Annotated in this window: 19 protein-coding genes; 5 read left to right on the top strand and 14 right to left on the bottom strand. The window is 64.9% G+C overall.

What is annotated here, in order from left to right; translation table 11 throughout:
• Positions 1 to 6: 6 nt before the first annotated feature.
• Together ACCQ08_RS00910 and ACCQ08_RS00905 are read right to left on the bottom strand one after the other, a co-directional pair.
• Entirely contained in the window at positions 7 to 234 is a 228-nt protein-coding gene (locus tag ACCQ08_RS00910; RefSeq protein WP_373448599.1) for an oxidoreductase-like domain-containing protein, read from the bottom strand.
• Entirely contained in the window at positions 231 to 482 is a 252-nt protein-coding gene (locus ACCQ08_RS00905) for a hypothetical protein (protein ID WP_021027316.1), read from the bottom strand. Before ACCQ08_RS00905 ends, ACCQ08_RS00910 begins: the two co-directional genes overlap by 4 nt.
• Before the next feature lie 70 nt (positions 483 to 552).
• Between ACCQ08_RS00905 and ylqF the strand changes: the two genes are divergently transcribed.
• From ylqF to ACCQ08_RS00890, 3 genes are all read left to right on the top strand, one after another.
• A complete protein-coding gene (gene ylqF / locus ACCQ08_RS00900) occupies positions 553 to 1497 on the top strand; it encodes a ribosome biogenesis GTPase YlqF (RefSeq protein ID WP_312409663.1) in 945 nt (314 codons plus the stop codon).
• Between the two features lie 446 nt (positions 1498 to 1943).
• Entirely contained in the window at positions 1944 to 2189 is a 246-nt protein-coding gene (locus ACCQ08_RS00895; RefSeq protein WP_239811392.1) for a hypothetical protein, read from the top strand.
• 39 nt (positions 2190 to 2228) lie between these two features.
• Positions 2229 to 4202, top strand: a complete 1974-nt coding sequence (locus tag ACCQ08_RS00890) for an AAA family ATPase (RefSeq protein WP_373448598.1) — start codon at positions 2229 to 2231, stop codon at positions 4200 to 4202.
• A gap of 79 nt (positions 4203 to 4281) precedes the next feature.
• Here ACCQ08_RS00890 and ACCQ08_RS00885 read toward each other — a convergent pair whose 3' ends face one another.
• The 7 genes from ACCQ08_RS00885 to ACCQ08_RS00855 all read right to left on the bottom strand — a co-directional run bounded on the left by ACCQ08_RS00885 (position 4282) and on the right by ACCQ08_RS00855 (position 10228).
• Complete coding sequence (locus ACCQ08_RS00885) at positions 4282 to 5403, bottom strand: TraB/GumN family protein (protein ID WP_373448597.1); 1122 nt, start codon at positions 5401 to 5403, stop codon at positions 4282 to 4284.
• Positions 5404 to 5466: 63 nt separating this feature from the next.
• The gene (locus tag ACCQ08_RS00880; protein WP_312525413.1) at positions 5467 to 6663 is read right to left on the bottom strand and encodes a M20 aminoacylase family protein; all 1197 of its coding nucleotides are present in this window, start codon (positions 6661 to 6663) and stop codon (positions 5467 to 5469) included.
• Between the two features lie 127 nt (positions 6664 to 6790).
• On the bottom strand, positions 6791 to 7981 hold the full coding sequence (locus ACCQ08_RS00875; protein ID WP_373448596.1) for an MFS transporter: 1191 nt from the start codon (positions 7979 to 7981) through the stop codon (positions 6791 to 6793).
• Positions 7982 to 8113: 132 nt separating this feature from the next.
• Positions 8114 to 8941: a pseudouridine synthase gene (locus ACCQ08_RS00870; RefSeq protein ID WP_373448595.1), complete on the bottom strand. Its 828-nt coding sequence runs from the start codon at positions 8939 to 8941 to the stop codon at positions 8114 to 8116.
• A gap of 73 nt (positions 8942 to 9014) precedes the next feature.
• On the bottom strand, positions 9015 to 9428 hold the full coding sequence (locus ACCQ08_RS00865) for a DUF6691 family protein (RefSeq protein WP_373448594.1): 414 nt from the start codon (positions 9426 to 9428) through the stop codon (positions 9015 to 9017).
• Between the two features lie 10 nt (positions 9429 to 9438).
• Entirely contained in the window at positions 9439 to 9867 is a 429-nt protein-coding gene (locus ACCQ08_RS00860) for a YeeE/YedE family protein (RefSeq protein ID WP_373448593.1), read from the bottom strand.
• 37 nt (positions 9868 to 9904) lie between these two features.
• Entirely contained in the window at positions 9905 to 10228 is a 324-nt protein-coding gene (locus ACCQ08_RS00855) for a metalloregulator ArsR/SmtB family transcription factor (protein ID WP_312834707.1), read from the bottom strand.
• An 89-nt stretch (positions 10229 to 10317) separates the two neighbouring features.
• Between ACCQ08_RS00855 and ACCQ08_RS00850 the strand changes: the two genes are divergently transcribed.
• A complete protein-coding gene (locus tag ACCQ08_RS00850; protein WP_373448592.1) occupies positions 10318 to 11226 on the top strand; it encodes an MBL fold metallo-hydrolase in 909 nt (302 codons plus the stop codon).
• A 20-nt stretch (positions 11227 to 11246) separates the two neighbouring features.
• On the opposite strand, the gene ACCQ08_RS00845 is transcribed toward ACCQ08_RS00850, so the two are convergent.
• The 3 genes from ACCQ08_RS00845 to ACCQ08_RS00835 all read right to left on the bottom strand — a co-directional run bounded on the left by ACCQ08_RS00845 (position 11247) and on the right by ACCQ08_RS00835 (position 14881).
• On the bottom strand, positions 11247 to 12527 hold the full coding sequence (locus ACCQ08_RS00845; RefSeq protein WP_239811400.1) for an MFS transporter: 1281 nt from the start codon (positions 12525 to 12527) through the stop codon (positions 11247 to 11249).
• A gap of 350 nt (positions 12528 to 12877) precedes the next feature.
• On the bottom strand, positions 12878 to 13714 hold the full coding sequence (locus ACCQ08_RS00840; protein WP_239811401.1) for an META and DUF4377 domain-containing protein: 837 nt from the start codon (positions 13712 to 13714) through the stop codon (positions 12878 to 12880).
• 288 nt (positions 13715 to 14002) lie between these two features.
• Positions 14003 to 14881 (bottom strand): peptidoglycan DD-metalloendopeptidase family protein, encoded by an 879-nt coding sequence (locus ACCQ08_RS00835; protein WP_373448591.1) that lies wholly within the window; start codon positions 14879 to 14881, stop codon positions 14003 to 14005.
• A 347-nt stretch (positions 14882 to 15228) separates the two neighbouring features.
• Here ACCQ08_RS00835 and ACCQ08_RS00830 point away from each other — a divergent pair, with 347 nt between their 5' ends.
• Entirely contained in the window at positions 15229 to 15813 is a 585-nt protein-coding gene (locus tag ACCQ08_RS00830) for a DUF2242 domain-containing protein (RefSeq protein WP_239811403.1), read from the top strand.
• A 130-nt stretch (positions 15814 to 15943) separates the two neighbouring features.
• On the opposite strand, the gene ACCQ08_RS00825 is transcribed toward ACCQ08_RS00830, so the two are convergent.
• Both ACCQ08_RS00825 and ACCQ08_RS00820 read right to left on the bottom strand, forming a co-directional pair.
• Entirely contained in the window at positions 15944 to 17323 is a 1380-nt protein-coding gene (locus ACCQ08_RS00825; RefSeq protein ID WP_373448590.1) for a YdgA family protein, read from the bottom strand.
• Positions 17324 to 17531: 208 nt separating this feature from the next.
• Positions 17532 to 19457 (bottom strand): gamma-glutamyltransferase family protein, encoded by a 1926-nt coding sequence (locus ACCQ08_RS00820; RefSeq protein WP_373448589.1) that lies wholly within the window; start codon positions 19455 to 19457, stop codon positions 17532 to 17534.
• Positions 19458 to 19543: the final 86 nt, after the last annotated feature.

Genomic DNA, 19543 nt, shown 5'->3' with positions numbered 1-19543 from the left:
GCGGCTTTAAGGCTGCAGCGCTTCCAGCGCGCATTCCTGCCAGTACATCGCAGCGGCAAAAAAGCCTTCCCAGACGCAGCCATTGCAGCCCCGGCCGCAGCAGGTGGTGGGGGCTGCAGGCGGCTCGCGCAGGCTGATCTGCCGGGCGCTGGCACTGGCCTGCAGCGCGGCAAAGCACTGGCGCGCCTGCCGCAAGCTGCTCAGTGGCTGGATGCGGGGGATGGCCGGGTTCACTGCTCGGGCCGGGGTGGCACGGCCTTGCGGCGCAGGCCAAAGCGCAGCACAAAAGCCGCGCCCAATACCAGGGAAAACCAACCCACTGCCGGCGCCTTGGCGAAAACTCCCTGCACAATATCGCCCTGAGCGACATAGGGCGAGACCACGATCACCAGCCCTATCAAGACCAAGATGATGCCTTTGATGAGCAGGTCCTGATCGGATTTGCGCTGCGCATCCCACTGGCGTTGAGATAAAGAAGACATGGCAGCATTATCCGGCACAGCGCGCCTGCCTGCGCACCGCCTGCCTGCCATTCCCCCCGAAAGCAAGAGTATGAGTATCCAATGGTTCCCCGGGCATATGCACCTGACGCGCAAGCTGATTGCCGAGCGCATCAAAGACATCGATGTCGTCATCGAGGTGCTGGATGCGCGCATGCCAGGATCGAGCGCCAACCCGGCGCTGACCGAGCTGACCGGCCACAAGCCGACGCTCAAGATCATCAACAAGCAGGACATGGCCGATGCCAGCCGCACCGCGCAATGGGTGGCCTGGTACGAGGCCCAGCACGAAACCAAGGCCTTGCCGCTGGATGCCAGTGAGCCGGCCCCTGCCAAGCGCCTGGTGGAAGCCTGCCGCCAGCTGGCCCCCGGGCGCGGCGGCCTGGCCAAGCCCATGCGCGTGCTGATCTGCGGCGTGCCCAATGTGGGCAAGTCCACCCTGATCAACAGCATGAGCGGCAAGGGCCAGGCCAAGGCCGGCGACGAGGCTGGTGTGACCAAGGACGAGCAGCGCATTGTGCTGGCCGATGACTTCTACCTCTGGGACACCCCCGGCATGCTCTGGCCCAAGATCATCGTGCCGGAGACGGGTTACAACCTGGCGGCCTGCGGATCGGTGGGCCGCAATGCCTATGACGACGAGCTGGTGGCGCTGGAGCTGCTGCTGTACCTGCAAAAGCACTATGCGCGCCAGCTGGACGAGCGCTACAAGCTGGGCCTGGGTGACGAGGAAATGGCGGCGCTCGCGGATGACGAGCTGCTGACCCTGATTGGCAAGAAGCGCGGCGCAGTGATGAGCGGCGGGCGCATCAACATGCAAAAGGCGGCTGAGCTGCTGATCACCGACTTTCGCACCCAGATGCTGGGCCGCATTACCTTGGAGACCCCGGCAGAGTTTGAGCAATGGCGCGCTGTCGGCGAGGCGGCCGAGGCCTTGCAGCAGGCCAAGAAGGCCGAGCACGCCAAGCATCGCAAGGCTGGCCGCAAGCGTTACTGACCCGTCTGCTGCGCCGGCCGTGGTTGGCTCCCCCGGTTGGCGTGTTGCCGCGTTTTATGCGCAAAAAGCCACGCAAAAGAGGCCGAAGCCAGCGGTTGACGGTCAGTTTTATGCAACAGCCTGCATATGGGGCTTGCGTAATTAACAAATTACCGCTATAGTCCACCCTTCGTCTTCTTATCGCTGCAGTAACGAATGACCTTCTGCAGCGCACCATTGGGAGTTTTTGCTATGTCCTGTTTCATGTTCAACCCTCTCCACTGAACACGGTTTCTGCCCCGGCTAAACCATGTTCATATGGTTTAGCCTTGGCCCAGATCGCCGCCTGCACACTGCAGCCGGGATCGACAAAAGCCCTGGCTACTGCGCCGGGGCTTTTTGTTTTGGGGTTTTGCTGCGCCAGCCACCAGGCCATTGGCGTGCGAGGCCCCTGAGGAACCGCACAGATGAGTGCAAAAACTGTTTCCCGCGCCTTTGAAGAGGGCCGGGTCAAGGCCTTGCGCCGCATGAAGCAACCAATTGCGTTGCTGATCGTGGCCGATGCCACTCCTTTCAACCCTGTTGCCAAGGCCATGGCCCAGCGGCGTCTGTCCGGCGCTGCGGGCAAGCACATCCGCAGCCAAGGCGCCCAGCGCCGTGCCGACCGGATGGCCTTGCAACAGATGACGCGCCGCGCCGACTGCGGGGATTGAGCGGCCGCGCCGGATGAAGAGAACCATCAGATGAAAGAAATGAAAACCTCCCCGGAGCTATTGCTTCGCGTACAGATGCATGAGCGTCAGCAAAACCTGCAGGCCATTGCGGCCCAGCTGAAAACCGAATTGATCGGTATTGATGACGTGATTGACCGTGTGACGGGCGCTGTGCGCGCCTGGTATGTGATGCCCCAGCTCATTACCCGCCCCGTGATCGTGTGCCTGTGGGGATTGACAGGCACGGGCAAGACCCAGCTGACGCGCCGCCTGGCGCAGCTGCTGGGTTTTTATGATCGCTTTGTCGAAGTCCAGATGGACGGCTTCAGCCAGAACGGTGACAGCTATGGCGCATCGACCATCTCCGGCACGCTCGAGAGTGCCGGGCTGGTGGAAGCTGCGCCCGGCATCCTGGTGCTCGATGAGTTCCAGCGTTACCGCACGGTGAGCAGCCGTGGCGATGACAGCAAGGTCGAGCGCTACCAGGATGTCTGGGCCTTGTTGTCGGATGGCAAGCTGCCGCCTGCCTTGTCGGAGTTGCACAGCATCGAGCGCAAGCTGGCGGACGCGCTCTACGACGCCGAACGGGCCGACGAGGACGATGCGCAGGAGCGGCACAAAAAGCAGAAGATGCGCTACAAGATCGATGCCTGGGACGCGCAGGCACTCAAGCGCAGCCTCAAGCTCGATGCGCCGTTGCTCGAGATCATGCAGTGGAGCAATGACTACATTCACCAATTGCTGATCCAGTTTCGCAGCTCCCAGAAATCCTGGGAGACCGATTACAGCAAGCTGCTGGTCTTTGTCTGTGGCAACCTCGATGAGATGTACACGGAGACGGCCAGCCGCGTCGAGGACTGCGACACCGACGCCGACATTTTTCACCGGCTCACCAGCCGCTTGTCGCTGATCGATGTCAAGCGTGCGCTGGCCGAGCGCTTCAAGCCCGAGCAGATCGCGCGGCTGGGCAACCAGCATGTGATCTACCCGTCGTTCAGCCGTGCGGCCTACGAGCAGCTGATTGCGACCACGGTGCACAACTATGTGCAGGGCATCGAGGCCAACTGCGGGCTGCGCTTTGTCATCGGCCACGATGTGCTGGCGCAGATCTACCAGAACGCCGTCTTCCCCACCCAGGGGACGCGGCCGCTGTTCTCGTCGGTGCACACGATCCTCTCGAGTGCGCTGGTGGATGCGGCGCTGTGGGCGTTGGAGCAGGGCGCGCAGGCCGGCCAGCCATTGCAGGTGCAGATGGCCGCTGGCGCGGCCCAGCTGCAGGTGCAATTGGCGCTGCCGGATGCGCCCGAGGTGCTGCAGCAGTGCTTTGCGGTGCCGCTGGATCTGAACAAGGTCAAGCAGCGCACCAGCGCGGATTTCCGCGCGCTGCTGGCGGTGCATGAGGCGGGCCATGGTCTTGTCTATGCGCTGCTGTTTGGCCGCACCCCGCAGGAGCTCAAGATCAATATCGCGACCTTCGAAGGCGGCTACAACAGCTTTACCGAGCTGCAGGCCACCTCGCGGCGCAATATGCTGGACATGGTCTGCGTGGGTCTGGCCGGCCGTGCGGCCGAGCGCCATGTATTCGGCCAGGAGGCCTGTACCACCGGCGCCGAGCAGGACATCCGGCAGGCCACGGCGGACGCGGCACGCTATCTGCGCCACCTGGGTTTTGGCGCGCGCCTGTCACGCACCGATGTGGCCCAGGAGCCGGGCGACAACACCAATACCGAAGTGGCCCCTACCAATGCCGGTATCGAAGCCTTGCTGCAAGCGCAGATGCTGCGTGCGCAGGACCTGCTGGTGCAGCACAACGCCTTGCTGATGGCAATGACCGCCTTGCTGCTGCGGGAGGGCCTGATCAGCCCGGCCGCGATGGCGCAGCTGTGTGCCGAGCATGGCCAGGTGGTGCTCGCCAGTGCGGCGCAGATCCCGGACGCTGCCGAACAAAAATGGGTGTTGGAGCCCTATGCAGAGATGCTGGCCAGGCACGATCAGCGCCCCCATATGGCCTGAGTACGCCAGCATTGACGCAGATGTTTTTACGCCGCCTGCTGTAAAGCAGGCGGCGTTTTTTATGGGCGCTGGTCTGCGCTTACCGGGCCTTGGCTGGCGTGCCGGCAACGGCTGGGGCATCGGCCCCCTTGCCCGTCAACTGCCGCACCGTGAAGCCCTGCTTTTGCAGCAGCTGCAGCAGGTTGTTGTCGCCCACCATGTGCAGCATGCCCACGGCGATAAAGAGATTGGGCTGCGCGGCAATCATCGCCGGCAGCCGCTCGGCCATGCGCTGGTTGCGGGTATCGAGCAGCGCCGCTTGCATGCCTACATCGCCCAGGCATTGGCAGTCCTGCATCAGCTGCTTGAGGGCGGCCAGGTCGCCGCTTTCCCAATAGGTCGCGAGCTGCTGGGCGACCAGGCGGTTCTTGCCGCTGTCGATGTCGTTCAGCGCCTTGCGGATGTCGTCGGGCGTGGCCAGCTGCGCGGGCACCCCGCCGCCGCCCAGGCCCATGGCCAGCAACTGCTCCTGCGCCGTCTCGATCGCCTGCACCGGCCTGCCGACGGCATGCGCCATCGCTGCCAGGTTCAGGTCGATGCCGTAGGCCGGGTGGTAGCCGCTGCGCGCCATGTCCTGCATGCCCAGCGCGATCAGACGGGCCAGGGTGGCGGCATTGGTGTGCCAGGTCGTCTGGTCCACGCAGGATTCGAAGGCCATGCGGCCCATGCGTGTCTGCAGCTCGGGGTTCTGGCGCATGACCAGCTTTTGCCGGTCACTGTCTTCGCGCATCGCCTCGGTCAGCGCCTTCAGGGTGGCGGGGTCCAGCGGGTCCAGCTCCAGCGCAATCGCGGGGGCTGCGCGCAGCGCTTGCGCGGTGCGCGGGCCGGGAAAGATCCAGGGCAGCTGGCCTACATGGATGCTGCCCCAGAGATAGGCGAGATCATCGCCTTTGCGCAGTTCCCACAGCACACCCCGGTCCGGGTGGGGCTTGCGCGATTCCGCCTGGTAGACCGCAGGATCTTTGGCGGCTGGCGCCGGGCACGAGGGGTTGTCCGCTGGTGCCAGCTGCGGTGCTGGCGTGGCCGAGCTTGCTGCCGGCGTGCGGGCCTGGGCGGCATGGCCGCCGGCGAGCAAGGCCAGGCCCAGCAGCAGCGGTGGCAGCAGGCGCAGGCCGCGTGCGCGGCGGTGGGGGAGGGGCGAGAGAGTGGCTGAACGCTGCAAAACGGGCTCCAGATCATGGCCGCAAGGGCTTGCGGATGTGCGCGCCCTTGCAGCGATGGGACCTTAGCGCTGCGCCTGGGTATCGAACCAGCGGCGTGCCAGGCGATCCCAGAACTTGGCGCCCAGGGCGATGTTGTTGTCGTTGAAATCATAGCCCGGGTTGTGCAGTCCCACGCCAGGCTGGCCATCGGCGCCATTGCCGATCCAGCCATAGGCACCGGGCACTTCTTCAAGCATGAAGCCAAAGTCCTCGGCCGTCATGGCCGGCAGCACATCGGTGTGGGCATGGGTGGCGCCCACCATCTCGCGCATCACCTCGCCCATGAAGAGCGCTTCCTTGCGGTGGTTGGTGGTGTTGGGGTAGCCGGGTTTGATGATGACTTCGGCGCTGGCAAAGTGCGCCTCGGCGATGTGGCTGGAGACCCGGTGCAGCCCATCGATGAGGAACTGCTGCGAGGCCAGGGTCAGGTTGCGGCAGGTGCCGTAGATGCGCGCCTCATCCGGGATGATGTTCTCCACCGTACCGGATTCGATCTTGCCGACGGTCAGCACGGCCGCATCGAGCGGATCGGTGCCGCGCGAGACCAGGGTCTGCAGCTGGCCGACGATGGAGCAGGCCACCGGAATCGGGTCCACCGTGGTATGGGGCAAGGCCGCATGGCCGCCCCGGCCGCGCACCACAATCTCAAAGCGCAGCGCGGCCGCCATGATCGGCCCCACGCGCACCCCCATCTGGCCTTGCGGCAGAGCGGGCCAGTTGTGCAGCGCAAACACGGCCTGGCAGGGAAACCGGGTAAACAGCCCGTCGTTCATCATCGCGCGGGCGCCGGCACCGCCTTCTTCGCCGGGCTGAAAGATAAGGTGCACGGTGCCGTCAAAATCACGCTGGCCGGCCAGCAGCTCGGCCGCACCCATCACCATCGTCGTGTGGCCATCGTGCCCGCATGCATGCATGCGGCCCGGGTACTGGCTGATATGGCCGAACTGGTTGGTCTCCTGCACCGGCAGCGCGTCCATGTCGGCACGGATGCCGATGGCAGGCCCGGGGTTGCTGGCATCGCGCCCCCGGCCATGGATGCTGGCCACAATGCCGGTGGTGCCCAGGCCGCGCACCATCGGGATGCCCAGCGCCGTCAAATAGGCTGCGATCTTGTCGGCGGTGCGGTTCTCTTCGTACTTCAGCTCCGGGTGCATGTGCAGATCGCGGCGGAATGCGGTGAGCTGGTTGATATTGGGGGCTTGTTGCTGGTCGAGGTACATGGTCTCTCTCTCGTATCGATGCGGGCGGCGACGGACCGCCATGCAGGGACTGCAAGCCTACCATTGTCCTCGTATCAGTCCAGCGCTTGCCGGCAACATGGCCGAACGGACAGTCGCAGGCGAGTCTTCACGCTGCGCTGGCCGGGGATGCCGCTGCGCCCGGATGGGACAGCCTGCGGTCCGCCAGCAAGACCGCCACATTGAGCAGGGCCAGCACCGTGCCGGCGATGCAGGCGCCCGTCCAGCCGCCGTGGTGCCAGGCCCAGGCGCCGATGGCCGAGCCAGCCGATGCGCCGATGAAGTAGCCCGTCATATAGCAGGCATTGATGCGCGAGCGCGCTTCGGGGGCCAGCCGGTAGATGACGTTCTGGTTGCAGATATGGGTGCCTTGCAGCGCCAGCTCGATGACCAGCATGCCGGCGATGAACAGAAATACGGAGTGCTGGCTGTACCACAAGAGCGCCCAGTTGACGACCAGCAGCAGCACCGAGAAGGCGGTGGTCGGGCGCTCCAGGCCCTTGTCGACCAGCCGGCCTGCGGCATTGGCCATCAACGCACCGGCCACACCGGACAGGCCAATCAGCCCGATCGACGAATCACTCAAACCGTGCTCCGGGCCGCCGAGCATCAGGGCCATCGTAGAAAACAGCACGCTGACCGACGCAAAGGCCAGGCCCCCCAGCAAGGTGCGGGTGCGCAGACGGGGCTGCGTGCGGATCAACGTGGCCATGCTGCCCAGCACCTGGCCATAGGGCAGGCGTGCGCCGCTATGCGCCACCTTGGGCAGCACCCGGTACAGAGCCAGCGCCACCAGCACCATCGCGACACCGCCGACCTTGTAGACCAGGCTCCAGCCACCCACGGCCGACAAGAGACCGGCAACGGTGCGTGACAGCAGGATGCCGGTGAGCAGGCCGCTCATCACCAGGCCCACGGCGCGGCCGCTCGACTCACGCGGGGCCAGGCTGGCAGCCATCGGCACCAGCACCTGGGCCGCGACCGAGAAGAGGCCGGTCACCAAGGTGCCCAGCACCAGCGCGATGAAGGGCGAGGGCATCAGGCCCGCAAAACCGCTGACCAGCAGGCCCAGTGCGGCCAGCAGCATCAGGCCCACGGTCAGCTTGCGGCGCTCCAGCATATCGCCCAGCGGCACCAGAAACAGCAGGCCAATGGCATACGACACCTGGGCGCAGGTGACCAGAATGCCGGCCGTGCTCTCGCTCACCTGCAGCGCATGGGCGATGGAGTTGAGCAGCGGTTGGTTGAAGTAGTTGGCCCCTGCGCACAGGCCGCAGGCGGTGGCCATCAGCAGCAGCACGGCAGGGCTGAGCGTTGTGGCGGAAGCGGCTGGGCCCGGGCGGGCGGGAGAAGTTGTTGTTGGTTGATTTTGCACAGCGTGAGTGTGCGCGCATCAGAAAAACAATGTGCGCCCCTGGTCTTGGCGCAGCTGCTATCGCGCCATTCCCGGGTCGTCGTGCAACCAGTCCGGGCTGCGCAGCAGCGCCTGCCATTGCTGCAGACTGGGGTGAGACTGCGGCTCGGAGGTGCCCGCTGCCGGCTCTGCGTTCGGCCAGCGCAGTCCGCTGTCGATATGCAAGGGCGCCTGCGTGTAGGGGTGCAGCAAGGACAGCGACCAGGCATGCAGCCACAGCCGCTGCAGGCCCAGGCGCTCGGCCCACCAGCGGTTCAGCGGCCCCTTGCCATGCGTCGCATCGCCAATGATGGGGTGGGCGATGTGCTTGAGGTGGCGGCGGATCTGGTGGCGGCGCCCGGTGAGTGGCTCGGCCTGCACCAAGGACAGCCGCGTGCCGGCAAAGCGGCCGTCGTAAGCCTCGGGATGCTCCAGCGTGGCCAGGCGCGCAAAGCGGGTCTGGGCCGGCTGGGCGGGCGCGTCTTGCGGGGCATCGTCGGGGCGCAGTGCGTGGTCCACCTCCGCATGCAGCGGCGCCCAGCCGCGCACCATGGCCAGGTAGCGCTTGTCCATCTGGTGGTTTTCAAACTGGCGGCGCGTGCGGCTGGCTGCCTCGGCATGCAGTGCCAGCAGCAGCACGCCGCAGGTGCCCTTGTCGAGCCGGTGCAGCGGAAACACATGCTGGCCCATCTGGTCGCGCAAGGTCTGCACGATAAAGCGCGTCTCGCCCGCATCCAGGCCTGTGCGGTGTACCAGCCATCCGGCGGGCTTGTAGATGGCCACCAGATGCTCGTCGCGCCACAGCACGGGCAGGGGGCAGTCCTGGGCATGGGCATGTGCAACAGCAGGGTCGATGGCGAGAGACATGGGAGCGCGGGGAGGGGGAAGGTGGAGCGATGGTGCTGGGATGTTCAGCTATGGATTTTATAGTGGCCGGGTTTCAAGACCTGTTTGACCATAGCCCGTACAACAGCATGCCTGCCAGCATGGCCATGCTGAAAATCGCTGCGGAACCCAGGCCCGCCGCCGTCCCCACCAGCGCCGGGCCGGGGCAGTAGCCGGTCAGGCCCCAGCCAATGCCAAACAGCGCAGAGCCGAACAGCAGCGGGGCATCTATTGTCTGGCGCGCGGGCAATTGCATGGGCGCGCCCAGCAGGCTGCGGCTGCGCCTGCGGGCCAGTGCAAAACCGGGCAACCCCAGTGCGATTGCGCCGCCCATCACCAGCGCCAATGAAGGGTCCCAGGTGCCGGCAATATCCAGAAAGCCCAGCACCTTCTGCGGATCGGCCATGCCGGACACGAGCAGGCCCAGGCCAAAGACCAGGCCTGCGAGGGCTGCCATGAGGATAGTCATCGTTCTCTCCTTACAAAACGTGGCGCGCCACAAACACCGTCGCGAAACCGGTGGCCATGAAGACCAAGGTGGCCACCAGGGAGCGCAGCGACAGGCGCGAGAGCCCGCAAACGCCATGCCCACTGGTGCAGCCCGAGCCCAGGCGCGTGCCAAAGCCCACCAGCAGGCCGGCCAGCACCAGCAGCGGCCAGGCGGCAGGGCTGGCGGCCGCTGGCAGCGGTGCAAACCACTGGTAAAGCCAAGGGGCCGCCAGCAAGCTAAGCACAAAGGCCAGGCGCCAGGCGCCGCGCTGGGAGCGCGGTGGCAGCAGCGCGCCCACGATGCCGCTGATACCGGCAATGCGGCCGTTGAACAGCACCAGCAGCACGGCAGCCAGGCCAATCAAGGCACCGCCAGCGAGGGCGGTCAGGGGCGTAAAGGCAGACAGATCGATCGACATAGGAAGGCTTTCTGGAGACGAGGGTGAAGGCGCCGCCTCAGGCTGCCGGGCAGTACTGTGCATACAGTGTCTGCAGCAGCGCCAGCAGGCGCGCATCGGCCACCTGGTAAAAAATGTTCTTGCCCTCGCGCCGGGTGCTGACCGCGTTCTCTCGCCGCAGCACCGCCAGTTGCTGCGACAAGGTCGGTTGCTGAATGCCCAGCTGTGCCTCCATATCGCTGACGCAGCATTCGCGCTGGCTGAGGTGGCAGAGCAGCAGCAAGCGGTCTGCATTGCCGAGCAGCTTGAGGGCGGATACGGCATGCTGCGCGGCCTCGCGCATGGCCTCTGGGGAAGGGGCGGCCTTGGTATTTACAGACATGGGCAGAAGACTTGGTACAGCGGGCTTGCCGAACAGGGTGGTTTTTATTATATTAAAAGATATATTGTTTTGTGTGAATGTGTTTGACCATGCACTCTGCCACTTCTTTTGGTGTTCAGGCCTTTTTTGACGCAGTGACCGGCACCGTCAGCTATGTGCTGCACGATGCGGCCAGCCGTGAGGCCGCCGTCATCGACCCGGTCTGGGACTTTGATGCGAAGAGTGGCCGTACCAGCACGGCATCGGCCCAGCGCCTTGCTGACTACCTGGATGCCGAGCAATTGACCTTGCGCTGGGTGCTGGAAACCCATGCGCATGCCGACCACCTGTCTGCCGCGCAGTGGCTGCGCACACGAATGCCCGCAGGGGCAGTGCGCATCGCCGCGCCGGTGGTCATTGGCCGTCAGATCACGCAGGTGCAGAAGGTATTTGGCGGTATCTATGGCATGGAAGACTGCATTGCCCCGCAAGGCGCAGACTTTGACTGCCTGCTCAGCGATGGCGATGTGCTGGCGCTGGGCGCAACCCGCATTCGTGCGCTCGGTGTGCCCGGCCATACCCCGGCGGACCTGGCCTATGCGGTAGAGGCTGAAGGTGCAGTGGCCGCCATTTTTGTGGGCGATACCTTGTTCATGCCCGATGTGGGCACCGCGCGCTGTGACTTTCCCGGCGGTGATGCGCGTGCGCTTTACCAGTCCATTGGCCGGCTGCTGGCGCATCCGCCGCAAACGACTCTGTATGTTTGCCATGATTACCCGCCTGCCGGCCGTGCCGCTGCCTGGTGCAGCACGGTGGCCGAGCAGCGTGCGCACAACATCCATGTGCACGATGGCGTGGATGAGGCGGCCTTTGTGGCGATGCGCGAGGCGCGCGATGCAACCCTGGCGATGCCGCAGCTGATGCTGCCCTCGGTGCAAGTCAATATCCGCGCAGGCCGCCTGCCCGATGCCGATGCACAGGGCCGGCGTTTTCTCAAGCTGCCGGTCGATGCGCTCTGAGGGGGCAGTGGCGTCCGGTCTTAGCGGCCCGCAGACTGGTATTGCGCATCTTCGAAGCGGTTCACCTTCCACAGGCTGGGGAAGAGCCGCGTCCACAACGCCACCACCGCCAGCGAGCACAGGCCTCCCGCCACCGCAGCGGGCACGGCGCCGAGCAGGGCTGCGCTGCTGCCAGCGCGGAATTCGCCCAGCTCATTGGACGAGCCGATGAACAGCATGTTGACCGCGTTGACCCGGCCGCGCATGTTGTCGGGTGTGGCAAATTGCAGCAGCGAGCCGCGCACGTAGACGCTGACCATGTCCGCAGCGCCGGCGATGGCCAGCGCCAGGCAGGACAGCCACAGCCAGTGCGACAGCGAGAACACCAGGTTGGCGATGCCAAACACGGCCACCGCCAGCATCATGCGGCGGCCCACGTGGGTGCCAAAGGGGCGGCTGCTCAGGTAAAGGCCTGCACAAACTTCGCCGATGGCCATGGCGCTGCGCAGCAGGCCCAGGCCCTCGGGGCCGGTGTGCAGCACCTCATGGGCATATATGGGCAGCAGTGCCACCACGCCGCCCAGCAGCACAGCGAACAGGTCGAGCGAGATGGTGCCCAGCACCATGGGGCGGCCAAAGATAAAGCGGATGCCCGCGCCAAAGCGCTGCCAGATCGTGTCGCGTGCAGCGCCCGGCTCGGTGGCGGCCTTGGGCGCCGCATACAGCACCTTGACGCGCAGCAGCAGCCCGGTGCCGATCGCAAATGCGAGCATGCAGACGCCATAGGTCCACACCGCCCCGCCAGCCGCATACAAAAACCCGCCCAGCATCGGCGCGCCAATGGCCGAGCAGCGCATCACCACGCTGTTGGTGGCGATGGCCTTGGGCAGCAGCGCCATCGGCACCAATTGCGGCAACAGGCTTTGCAGCGCCGGGCCCGAGAAGGCCCGTGTGGCGCCATACAGTACCAGCACCGCATAGATGCCGGCCACCCCTGCGTTTCCATGGCCCGACAGCCACAGCAGCAGCGCGCTGCAGACGCTGCCCAGCGCCCAGCTGGTGGCCAGCACCTTCTTGCGCGGCAGCCGGTCAATCAACTCGCCTGCAGGCAAGAGCAGCAGCAGCATCGGAATGAACTGCGCCAGGCCGACAAAGGCGAGCGCCATGGGGTTGCGCGTGAGGTCATAGACCTGCCAGGCCACGACCACGGCCTGGATTTGGGTGGCGCCGACAGCGAAGACCCGCGCTATCAAAAAAATAAGAAAGCCGCTGTGCTGGTCGCGCAGCAGCGGCGGAGGGGCAGGATGAGTGGTCGCTGGCATGGAGTGGGGCGCAGCCTGCAGAGATACAGCTGCTGCAACCGCTGAGTGGCTATAGGTGTTTGTGGCGCCATTCTGCCATGCCTGCCCAACTCTTATATAAGAGTTGGGCTTATCCATGCGGCAAGCAGGCCATGCCCAAAAGCGGGGCATCGGTGCGCGGGCGTTGGGGTGCAGGCATCACGCTAATCAATGCGGCCTGCAAAAACCAAACCCCCAGTCACCGCTGTTGGGCGACTGGGGGCGGGGGATGAAGATGGAGCTTGACGCTTTCAACCTGCGATAGCTGCGGGCTGCCAAACCTCCATGTCAGGTGAGTAAGCGAGCGCTGTCAGCAGCACCCGCTTGCCCCATCAAGGGGCCTTGGCGGTCTCGACGGTCATGTCCAGCACGTAGGCGTAGCGCGAGGCATCGGCAGGCGGGTTGGCAATGGTGTAGCGCTTCACACGCAGCACATTGCTGTAGCCGGGTTCGTGTTGGTAGCCTTCGATGTTGCCGTAGAAATGCTGCCAATCGCCGGCCACGGTTTTGCGGCCATTGCTGTCATAACGCAGCTCGCGCACCTGCAGGCATTGCACGCCCTTGGCAACGCCGTGGTTGCATGGCTTGGTCTGGGGGCCGACTTCGTAGAACATGGTCTCACCCGCGCCACCATATTTGGTTTCGTTGGTGGGCACCGACTTCAACAGCCAACGGCTGCCATCGTTGAACTGCAGGGTCAGGCGCGGTGCGTTGTTGTCCTGGCTGATGCGCAGGCTCTCGGCGCGCGTGATCTGTGCGCTCACCGCTTGCTCCAGCTGCATCAGGGGTGGCTCGCAGGCCATCATCGTGCCAATCGGGTTGGTGATGCTGATCTTGTCGCCATCGAGCTGGTAGCCGGCGCCCATGACATTGCAGAGGTTGCCAATGCTCACGCGGTGCGCCGTCTTGGCATCGCCGCTGAAGCCCAGGCGCAGCACCTTCTTCGGTGCCAGTGCGGTGAAGGCAGGCAGTGGGCGGCCGGATTGGTCTTCGGCACGCTCCAGATCCCAGTGGTAGGCCTGCAGGGTTTTTTCAGCGGAGGATGCGTTCATGGCGGGTGCGGTGCTGCCTGGGGCAGGTGCCGCAGGCGTGGACGATGGGTTGCTGCTGCAGGCGGCCAGGGCCATGGCAGCCGCGGCGCTGAGGCTCATCAGTTTCCAACGTTGCATATGAAGTTTTCCTTATTAGAGGCAGCGCACTGGGCGCGCGCTGCAGTGGGTGAAAGCAAACCTTGAACGTGTTTACGATCTCAGCTTGCTATCGTAGAGGCTGCCTGCAGGCGCGGATGTAGGCCAAGCTTGTCGCTTGGCAGCCAGTCCATGCGGGCTGTCGCAGCCGTGTCTGCCTAAAACTTAGGCGTATGAAAAATATCCAGGCCAGTCAATGGGTTGCCATCTTGTCCAGAGCCTTGTCCACATGCTGACCCACAGATATCTGGGATAACCACAGGCGGGTTGTCAGGCCGTCAGGAAGAGCGCAGGGTCGACCATGCTGCGGTTGAGCATCACACCCCAGTGCAGGTGCGGGCCGGTCACCCGGCCAGTCGCGCCGACCTTGCCAATGACTTCGCCGGCTCGTACGCTCTGGCCCACGGTCACCTGGGTGGCGCTCAGGTGGCAGTACATGGTCAGAAAGCCGCCCCCGTGGTCCATCCAGATGGTGTGGCCGTTGAAGAAGTAGTCGCCTACATCGATGATCTTGCCATCGATGGGCGCCTTGACCGGCGTGCCGGTGGCCGCTGCGATGTCCATGCCGCTGTGCGGATTGCGTGACTGGCCATTGAACACCCGGCGCAGCCCGAAGGAGCTCGAGCGCCGGCCGGGCACCGGCACCGGCAGTTGCATCTGCGCGGGCAGCGGCGTGCTGAACGTGGCCATCACCGTTTGTTGGTGGTCACGTTCGCGCTCATAGCGGGCATTGTCGGCGGCAGACAGGTCGACCGTCTTGGGGGCAACCTTCAGGCGCTGCTCGCTGTATTTCTTGTCGCGCACGGTGTAGGCGATGCTGCGTGGCCCGCTGGCCGTTTGCAGCTTGATCTCTGCCGGGCCCGCGGGGGCCGACAGCGGTATGCCGACGAGCGCCGTCCACTCGATGGCATCGCCCAGCACCAGCAGCGGAATATCGCCTGCATAGGCCTGCGGCCGCTCAGCCGCAGGGCCCAGCGACAGGCGCGCGACGCCTCCGGGAACGCGGGAGTCGGCAGGCCAGCCATCGGTTGCCGCAGCCTGTGCGCTGGGCAGCCAGGGCAACAGCGCCAGGCCACTGCCGGCCTGCAGCAAAAGACGGCGCTGCAGGCGCGGTGACTCGGTAGGGCGGGCAGGTTCTGGCATGGGCATGGGTGTTGTTCTAGGTGGTGGCATGTGCTTTTAAAAGCATAGCGCGTTGTGCTTTTCCATCCTGGGCAAATGCCGCGCATAATATGCAAAATTTGGTAAACCAGAGCGCCGCTATAAGCGCCCTGGGACACGGCTGGTAGCATGCCGCTTTGCCCTTCGCACCGGGCGTGCTATACAGACGTTGGCTGACAGGCTGCACCGGCTCTATCCATTACAGTGGTGCGCTTGGGCCTGTCTCTGTCATCCAGGTCATCATGTTGTTTCGGGAGTTCGTTTCGTTCATGTTGGGCAAGCATTCAGACCTACTTTTACTTGCTGCATCCACCCGCTGCAAACTTCAACGCCCTTTGGCGGGCTGGTCGTTGGTGGCGGCACTGGCGCTTGCGGTCTCGGGTTGTGGCAGCCTCGACCGCGACACCGACAGCCATCGCTACAACGTCGTAGCCCACGAAACCTTCGGATCGTCGTCCACCTATTCGCGCCTTTTTGATGCACCGCCCGAGCGGGCCTGCGAGGCCGCCCGCCGTGCGCTGCTGAGCCAGGGATACCTGATCAATGTGGCCAAGGGCAAAGAGGTGGAGGGGCAAAAGAGCTTCCAGCCAGCCACGGACAACCACCAGATCATCACCATTCGCGTGGTCTGCGCAGCCGACAGCAAGGACGGCAAGGTGACCCTGGGCTTTGTGTCGGCGCTCAAGGACACCTACAACCTCAAGAAGAGCAGCAACTCTGCCAGCGTGGGAGTCGGTGCCCTGGGTTCGCTGTCGCTGCCTTTTTCCGCCGGCAACGATTCGATGGTGAAGGTGGCCAGCGAGACCGTGAGCTCAGCCACCTTCTACGACAGTTTTTTTGACCTGATCAAATCCTACCTGCGCCAGGACGATGAATTGCGCCAGCAAAGCCTGACCGGCGACGAAGAGTTCGTCGAGTAATCCGGCGCAGCGGCCCGTGTGCCGCGTCGCCAAAGCAGCAAAAAGACAAGCCCGCCATCGTGGAAGATGGCGGGCTTGTCTTTTGCAGTGGCCATTGCTGGCCTCGCCGCTTTTCGCCGTTCCCCGTCGCTCAGGGCATCGCGGACAGCAGGCCCATCATGCCGTTCTGGTCCAGCGGCTTGCCATTGGCTTGCAGCTTGCCATCGGCCCATTGCAGCTCGCTGGCCATGCGGTCCTTGTTGTCCACCAACAAGCCCGCGTCCACCAGGCCGGCCAGGCGCGCGTCCACATCCTGCTGCACGGCGCTGTCGATCTGCTTGTCATCGATGCCGTCCGAGCCTTCGTTCTCCAGCACATAGGTCTCGCGCACCTTGCTGGCGTAGAGCGACTGCAGCACGGGCTTGGGCATGTCCAGGCGCAGCAGCGCCTTGAAATCGGTCATCGGGTTGAGCGGCTTGGCGGCATCGCCCTGGTAGGACAGCGATGCGGCCACCTCGGCCGTGCCTTCGGCGGTGCGCCAGCTGATGCGCTTGACCTCCAGCTCGGGCTTGCGGGCCAGCAGCTGCTGCATGCCCTGCATCAGCAGCATCTGCATGGCTTGCGGATCGCCCTGGGTCTTCTGCGACTCCTTGGTGAACTGGTTCAGCCAGCCGGCATCGAGGTTGTGCAGGCCCAGGTCCATCACCATGTCGTCGATCTTGTGGTCCTTCTGCACAAAGGACTTGATCGATGTGTTGATGGTGGTGTTGACCACCTCGCCTTGCAGCTGGGTGTCTGCGGCCAGCTTCAGGTCGGCAAGCTCGGCCGGGCCTTCGCCGCTCTTGGGGGTGAGCTTGAGGCTGGCCAGCGCCCATTCGATGCTGCCCACCATGAACTCCTGGCCCTTGGGCTGGTGCATGTCAAAGCGCATGGTGTTGCCGCTCATCAGCATATCGGCGGTCTGGCCGTCATCTTCTTCACCGGGCTTGGGCTGCACCAGCAGGCTGGGCATCGATGCATCGCCCTTGATGCGGCTGAAATCGGAGGACATCTCGAAATCGGACTTGAAGCCGCCAAATGCGAGCTTGTCACCACCGAATTCGCCATTGAAGGCGGGCGAGGTCACCTCGTTCTGGGTGCTCTTGGACCAGCCCACCTTGCTCTTCCAGACCAGCGGTGCCTTGTCCTTGAAGGCCACCACCCACTCAGGCGAGGCATCGGGATTGATCGCAAAGGTGGAGACGATTTCGGCCAGGTGCGCAATCGGGAGCGGGCCGTGGCTGATGTCATGCTGGGCGGTGAACTGCAGCTTTTCTTCGCCGGTATCCACCGTCCACAAGGTGCGGGCGGTCGATGAGAAGATGCCCTTCTGGTAATCCTGCACCTGCACCAGCAGCGGCGGCTTGCTCCACTCCTTGGCGGCGGTGGCAAAGCCTTCTTCGATACGGCTGCCCACCAGGTAGCCGGTGGTGGCTCCGCCCGCGGCCAGCACGGCCACGGCTGCGGCAATGCCGATGCCTAGTTTTTTCATGTATTTCCCCTCTGCGGTTTGAAACTGTGTTGGCGCAGCTTGTGTAGTGCTTGGATGCTGCGTCTTGCGTGGAGCCCGCATTGTAGAGGGCGGCTCGCAACCCCGGCAATGCACAGCCCGCAGCCAATGTGACCAGGTGTAGCGATCCTTGATGGCCAGACACCCCAACGGGCCGCAAGCGGCCCGTTGTACACCCCATGCGGCCCGCTTACTGGCCCATCACAATGCCCTCACGGCGTGGGTCAGCACCACCAAACCACCAGGACTTGCCATGCGCCTCGCCCCGCGAGATGGCCTGCAGGCCGCTGGTCAGGTTCTGCTCCTTGACTTCGGCACCACGGTTCTGCAGGGCCTGCACGGTGGCAGCGGGGAAGCGCTTTTCCTCCAGCACCGTGGGGCCGTTGAGGCTGCCGAAGTTGGGCAGGTTGATGGCTTGCTGCGGCATCAAGCCCCAGTTGAGCATGCCGTACAAGGTCTTGGTCGTGTAGTGGATGATCCAGGCGCCGCCTGGGCTGCCGGCGCTGATCACCAGACGGTCGGTGGCCTTGTCGAACACCAGGGTGGGCGCCATCGACGAGCGCGGGCGCTTGCCGGGCTCGACCCGGTTGGCGATGGGCTGTCCTTGCGCATCTCGCGGTGCCAGGCTGAAATCGGTCAGTTCGTTGTTGAGCAGGAAGCCGCCGGCCAGGCCCCGCCCGGTGTTGACCATCTGGCGCGAGCCGAACTGGTCTTCGATGGTCGTGGTCATCGCGATGGCGTTTCCGTAGCGGTCCACGATGCTGATGTGGCTGGTGCCGTATTCCTGCTGGTAGGGCTGGCTGGCATAGGCCAGCTGAACGCTGCCTGGCCGCCCGGGCTGGGCTTGCTGCATGCTGCGCGCGCCGATCAGCCCGGCGCGTTGGGCCAGGTAGTCCGGGCGCAGCATGCTGGACCAGTCACCGGCGGGTGCGCCGACGAAGGCCGGGTCGGCAACGTACTGGTTGCGGTCGGCAAAGGCCAGGCGCGAGGCCTCGGCGTAGAGGTGCAGCCAGTCGGCACTGGGCAGGCCGCCGGCGTCCAGGCCCATTTGCCCGGCCGGCGTGTTGGCCATGATGCCCAGGATCTGCGCCACCGCGATGCCGCCCGAGCTGGGGGGCGGAAAGCCGCAGAGCCGGTAGCTGCGGGTGGATGCGGGCTGGCTGGCCGGGGCGCCAGCGGCACTGGGCGAGTAATCGCTGCACAGCGCCTGGCGCTTGACGGGCTGGTAGGCGGCCAGATCGGCCAGGCTGAGCTTGCCGGGATTGGTGGCATGGCCTTGCACCTTGCGCACGATGGCCTCGGCCACCGGCCCTTCCAGCAAGGCCTTGGAGCCGTGCTGGGCGATATCGCGCAGCACCGCGGCGTACTCGGGGTTCTTCAGCAGATGGCCTACGGGCCAGGGCTTGCCATGGGCATCCAGAAAATAGCCGCTGGCCACCGGGTCCTGGCCCAGAAACTTTTCCTGCGCAGTCAGCGCGTTGAGCCGTGCGCTGACCTTGAAGCCATCGGTAGCAAGGCGGATGGCGGGCTCGAACAGGCTCGCCCAGGGCAGCTTGCCATGCTCCTTGTGCGCCATCTCCAGCATGCGGATGGCGCCGGGCACGCCGACCGAGCGGCCGCCCACGACGGCGTCGTGGAAGGCCATGGGCTTGCCATCGCGCATGAACAGGTTCTCATCGGCCGCCATCGGTGCGACCTCGCGGCCGTCATAGGCCTCGACCTGGCTGCCTTGTGCATGCAGCAAGAAGGCGCCACCACCGATGCCGCTCGACTGGGGCTCGACCAGGCCCAGCACCAGTTGCACGGCAATGGCTGCATCGATCGCCGAGCCCCCGGCCTTCAGCACCTGGTAGCCGGCATCGGTGGCCAAGGGGTTGGCAGCAGCTACCGCATACTGCTCGGTGGCCCAGCCGGGCTTGTCGGTCCAGCCAGAGCTGCCTTCGGGCTGGTCAGATGCGGACGGGGGCTGGTATTGCAGCTGGGGCTGGCTGCTGCAGGCGGCCAGCAGCGCTGCCGTTGCCACTGCTGCCAGAGACAGCGACCAGCGGCTGGCCGTCGTGCGGGATGGCAGTAGATGCGGGCGGCGGGTGCGTGACCCCGGGGACAGTCGTGGCATGGCGATCTCCTTGTTGTGGCGGCAATGTCTGGCATGCTAACCGCTTTGCCGCCGCAGGCGTAGCTGACAGAGCGGCTGGGACGTTG

It is taken from the genome of Comamonas sp. SY3 (assembly GCF_041730275.1).
GTDB lineage: Bacteria > Pseudomonadota > Gammaproteobacteria > Burkholderiales > Burkholderiaceae_C > Comamonas > Comamonas sediminis.
Note: the sequence above shows the minus strand (reverse complement) of the source record. Positions and strands in the feature narration are given on the sequence as shown.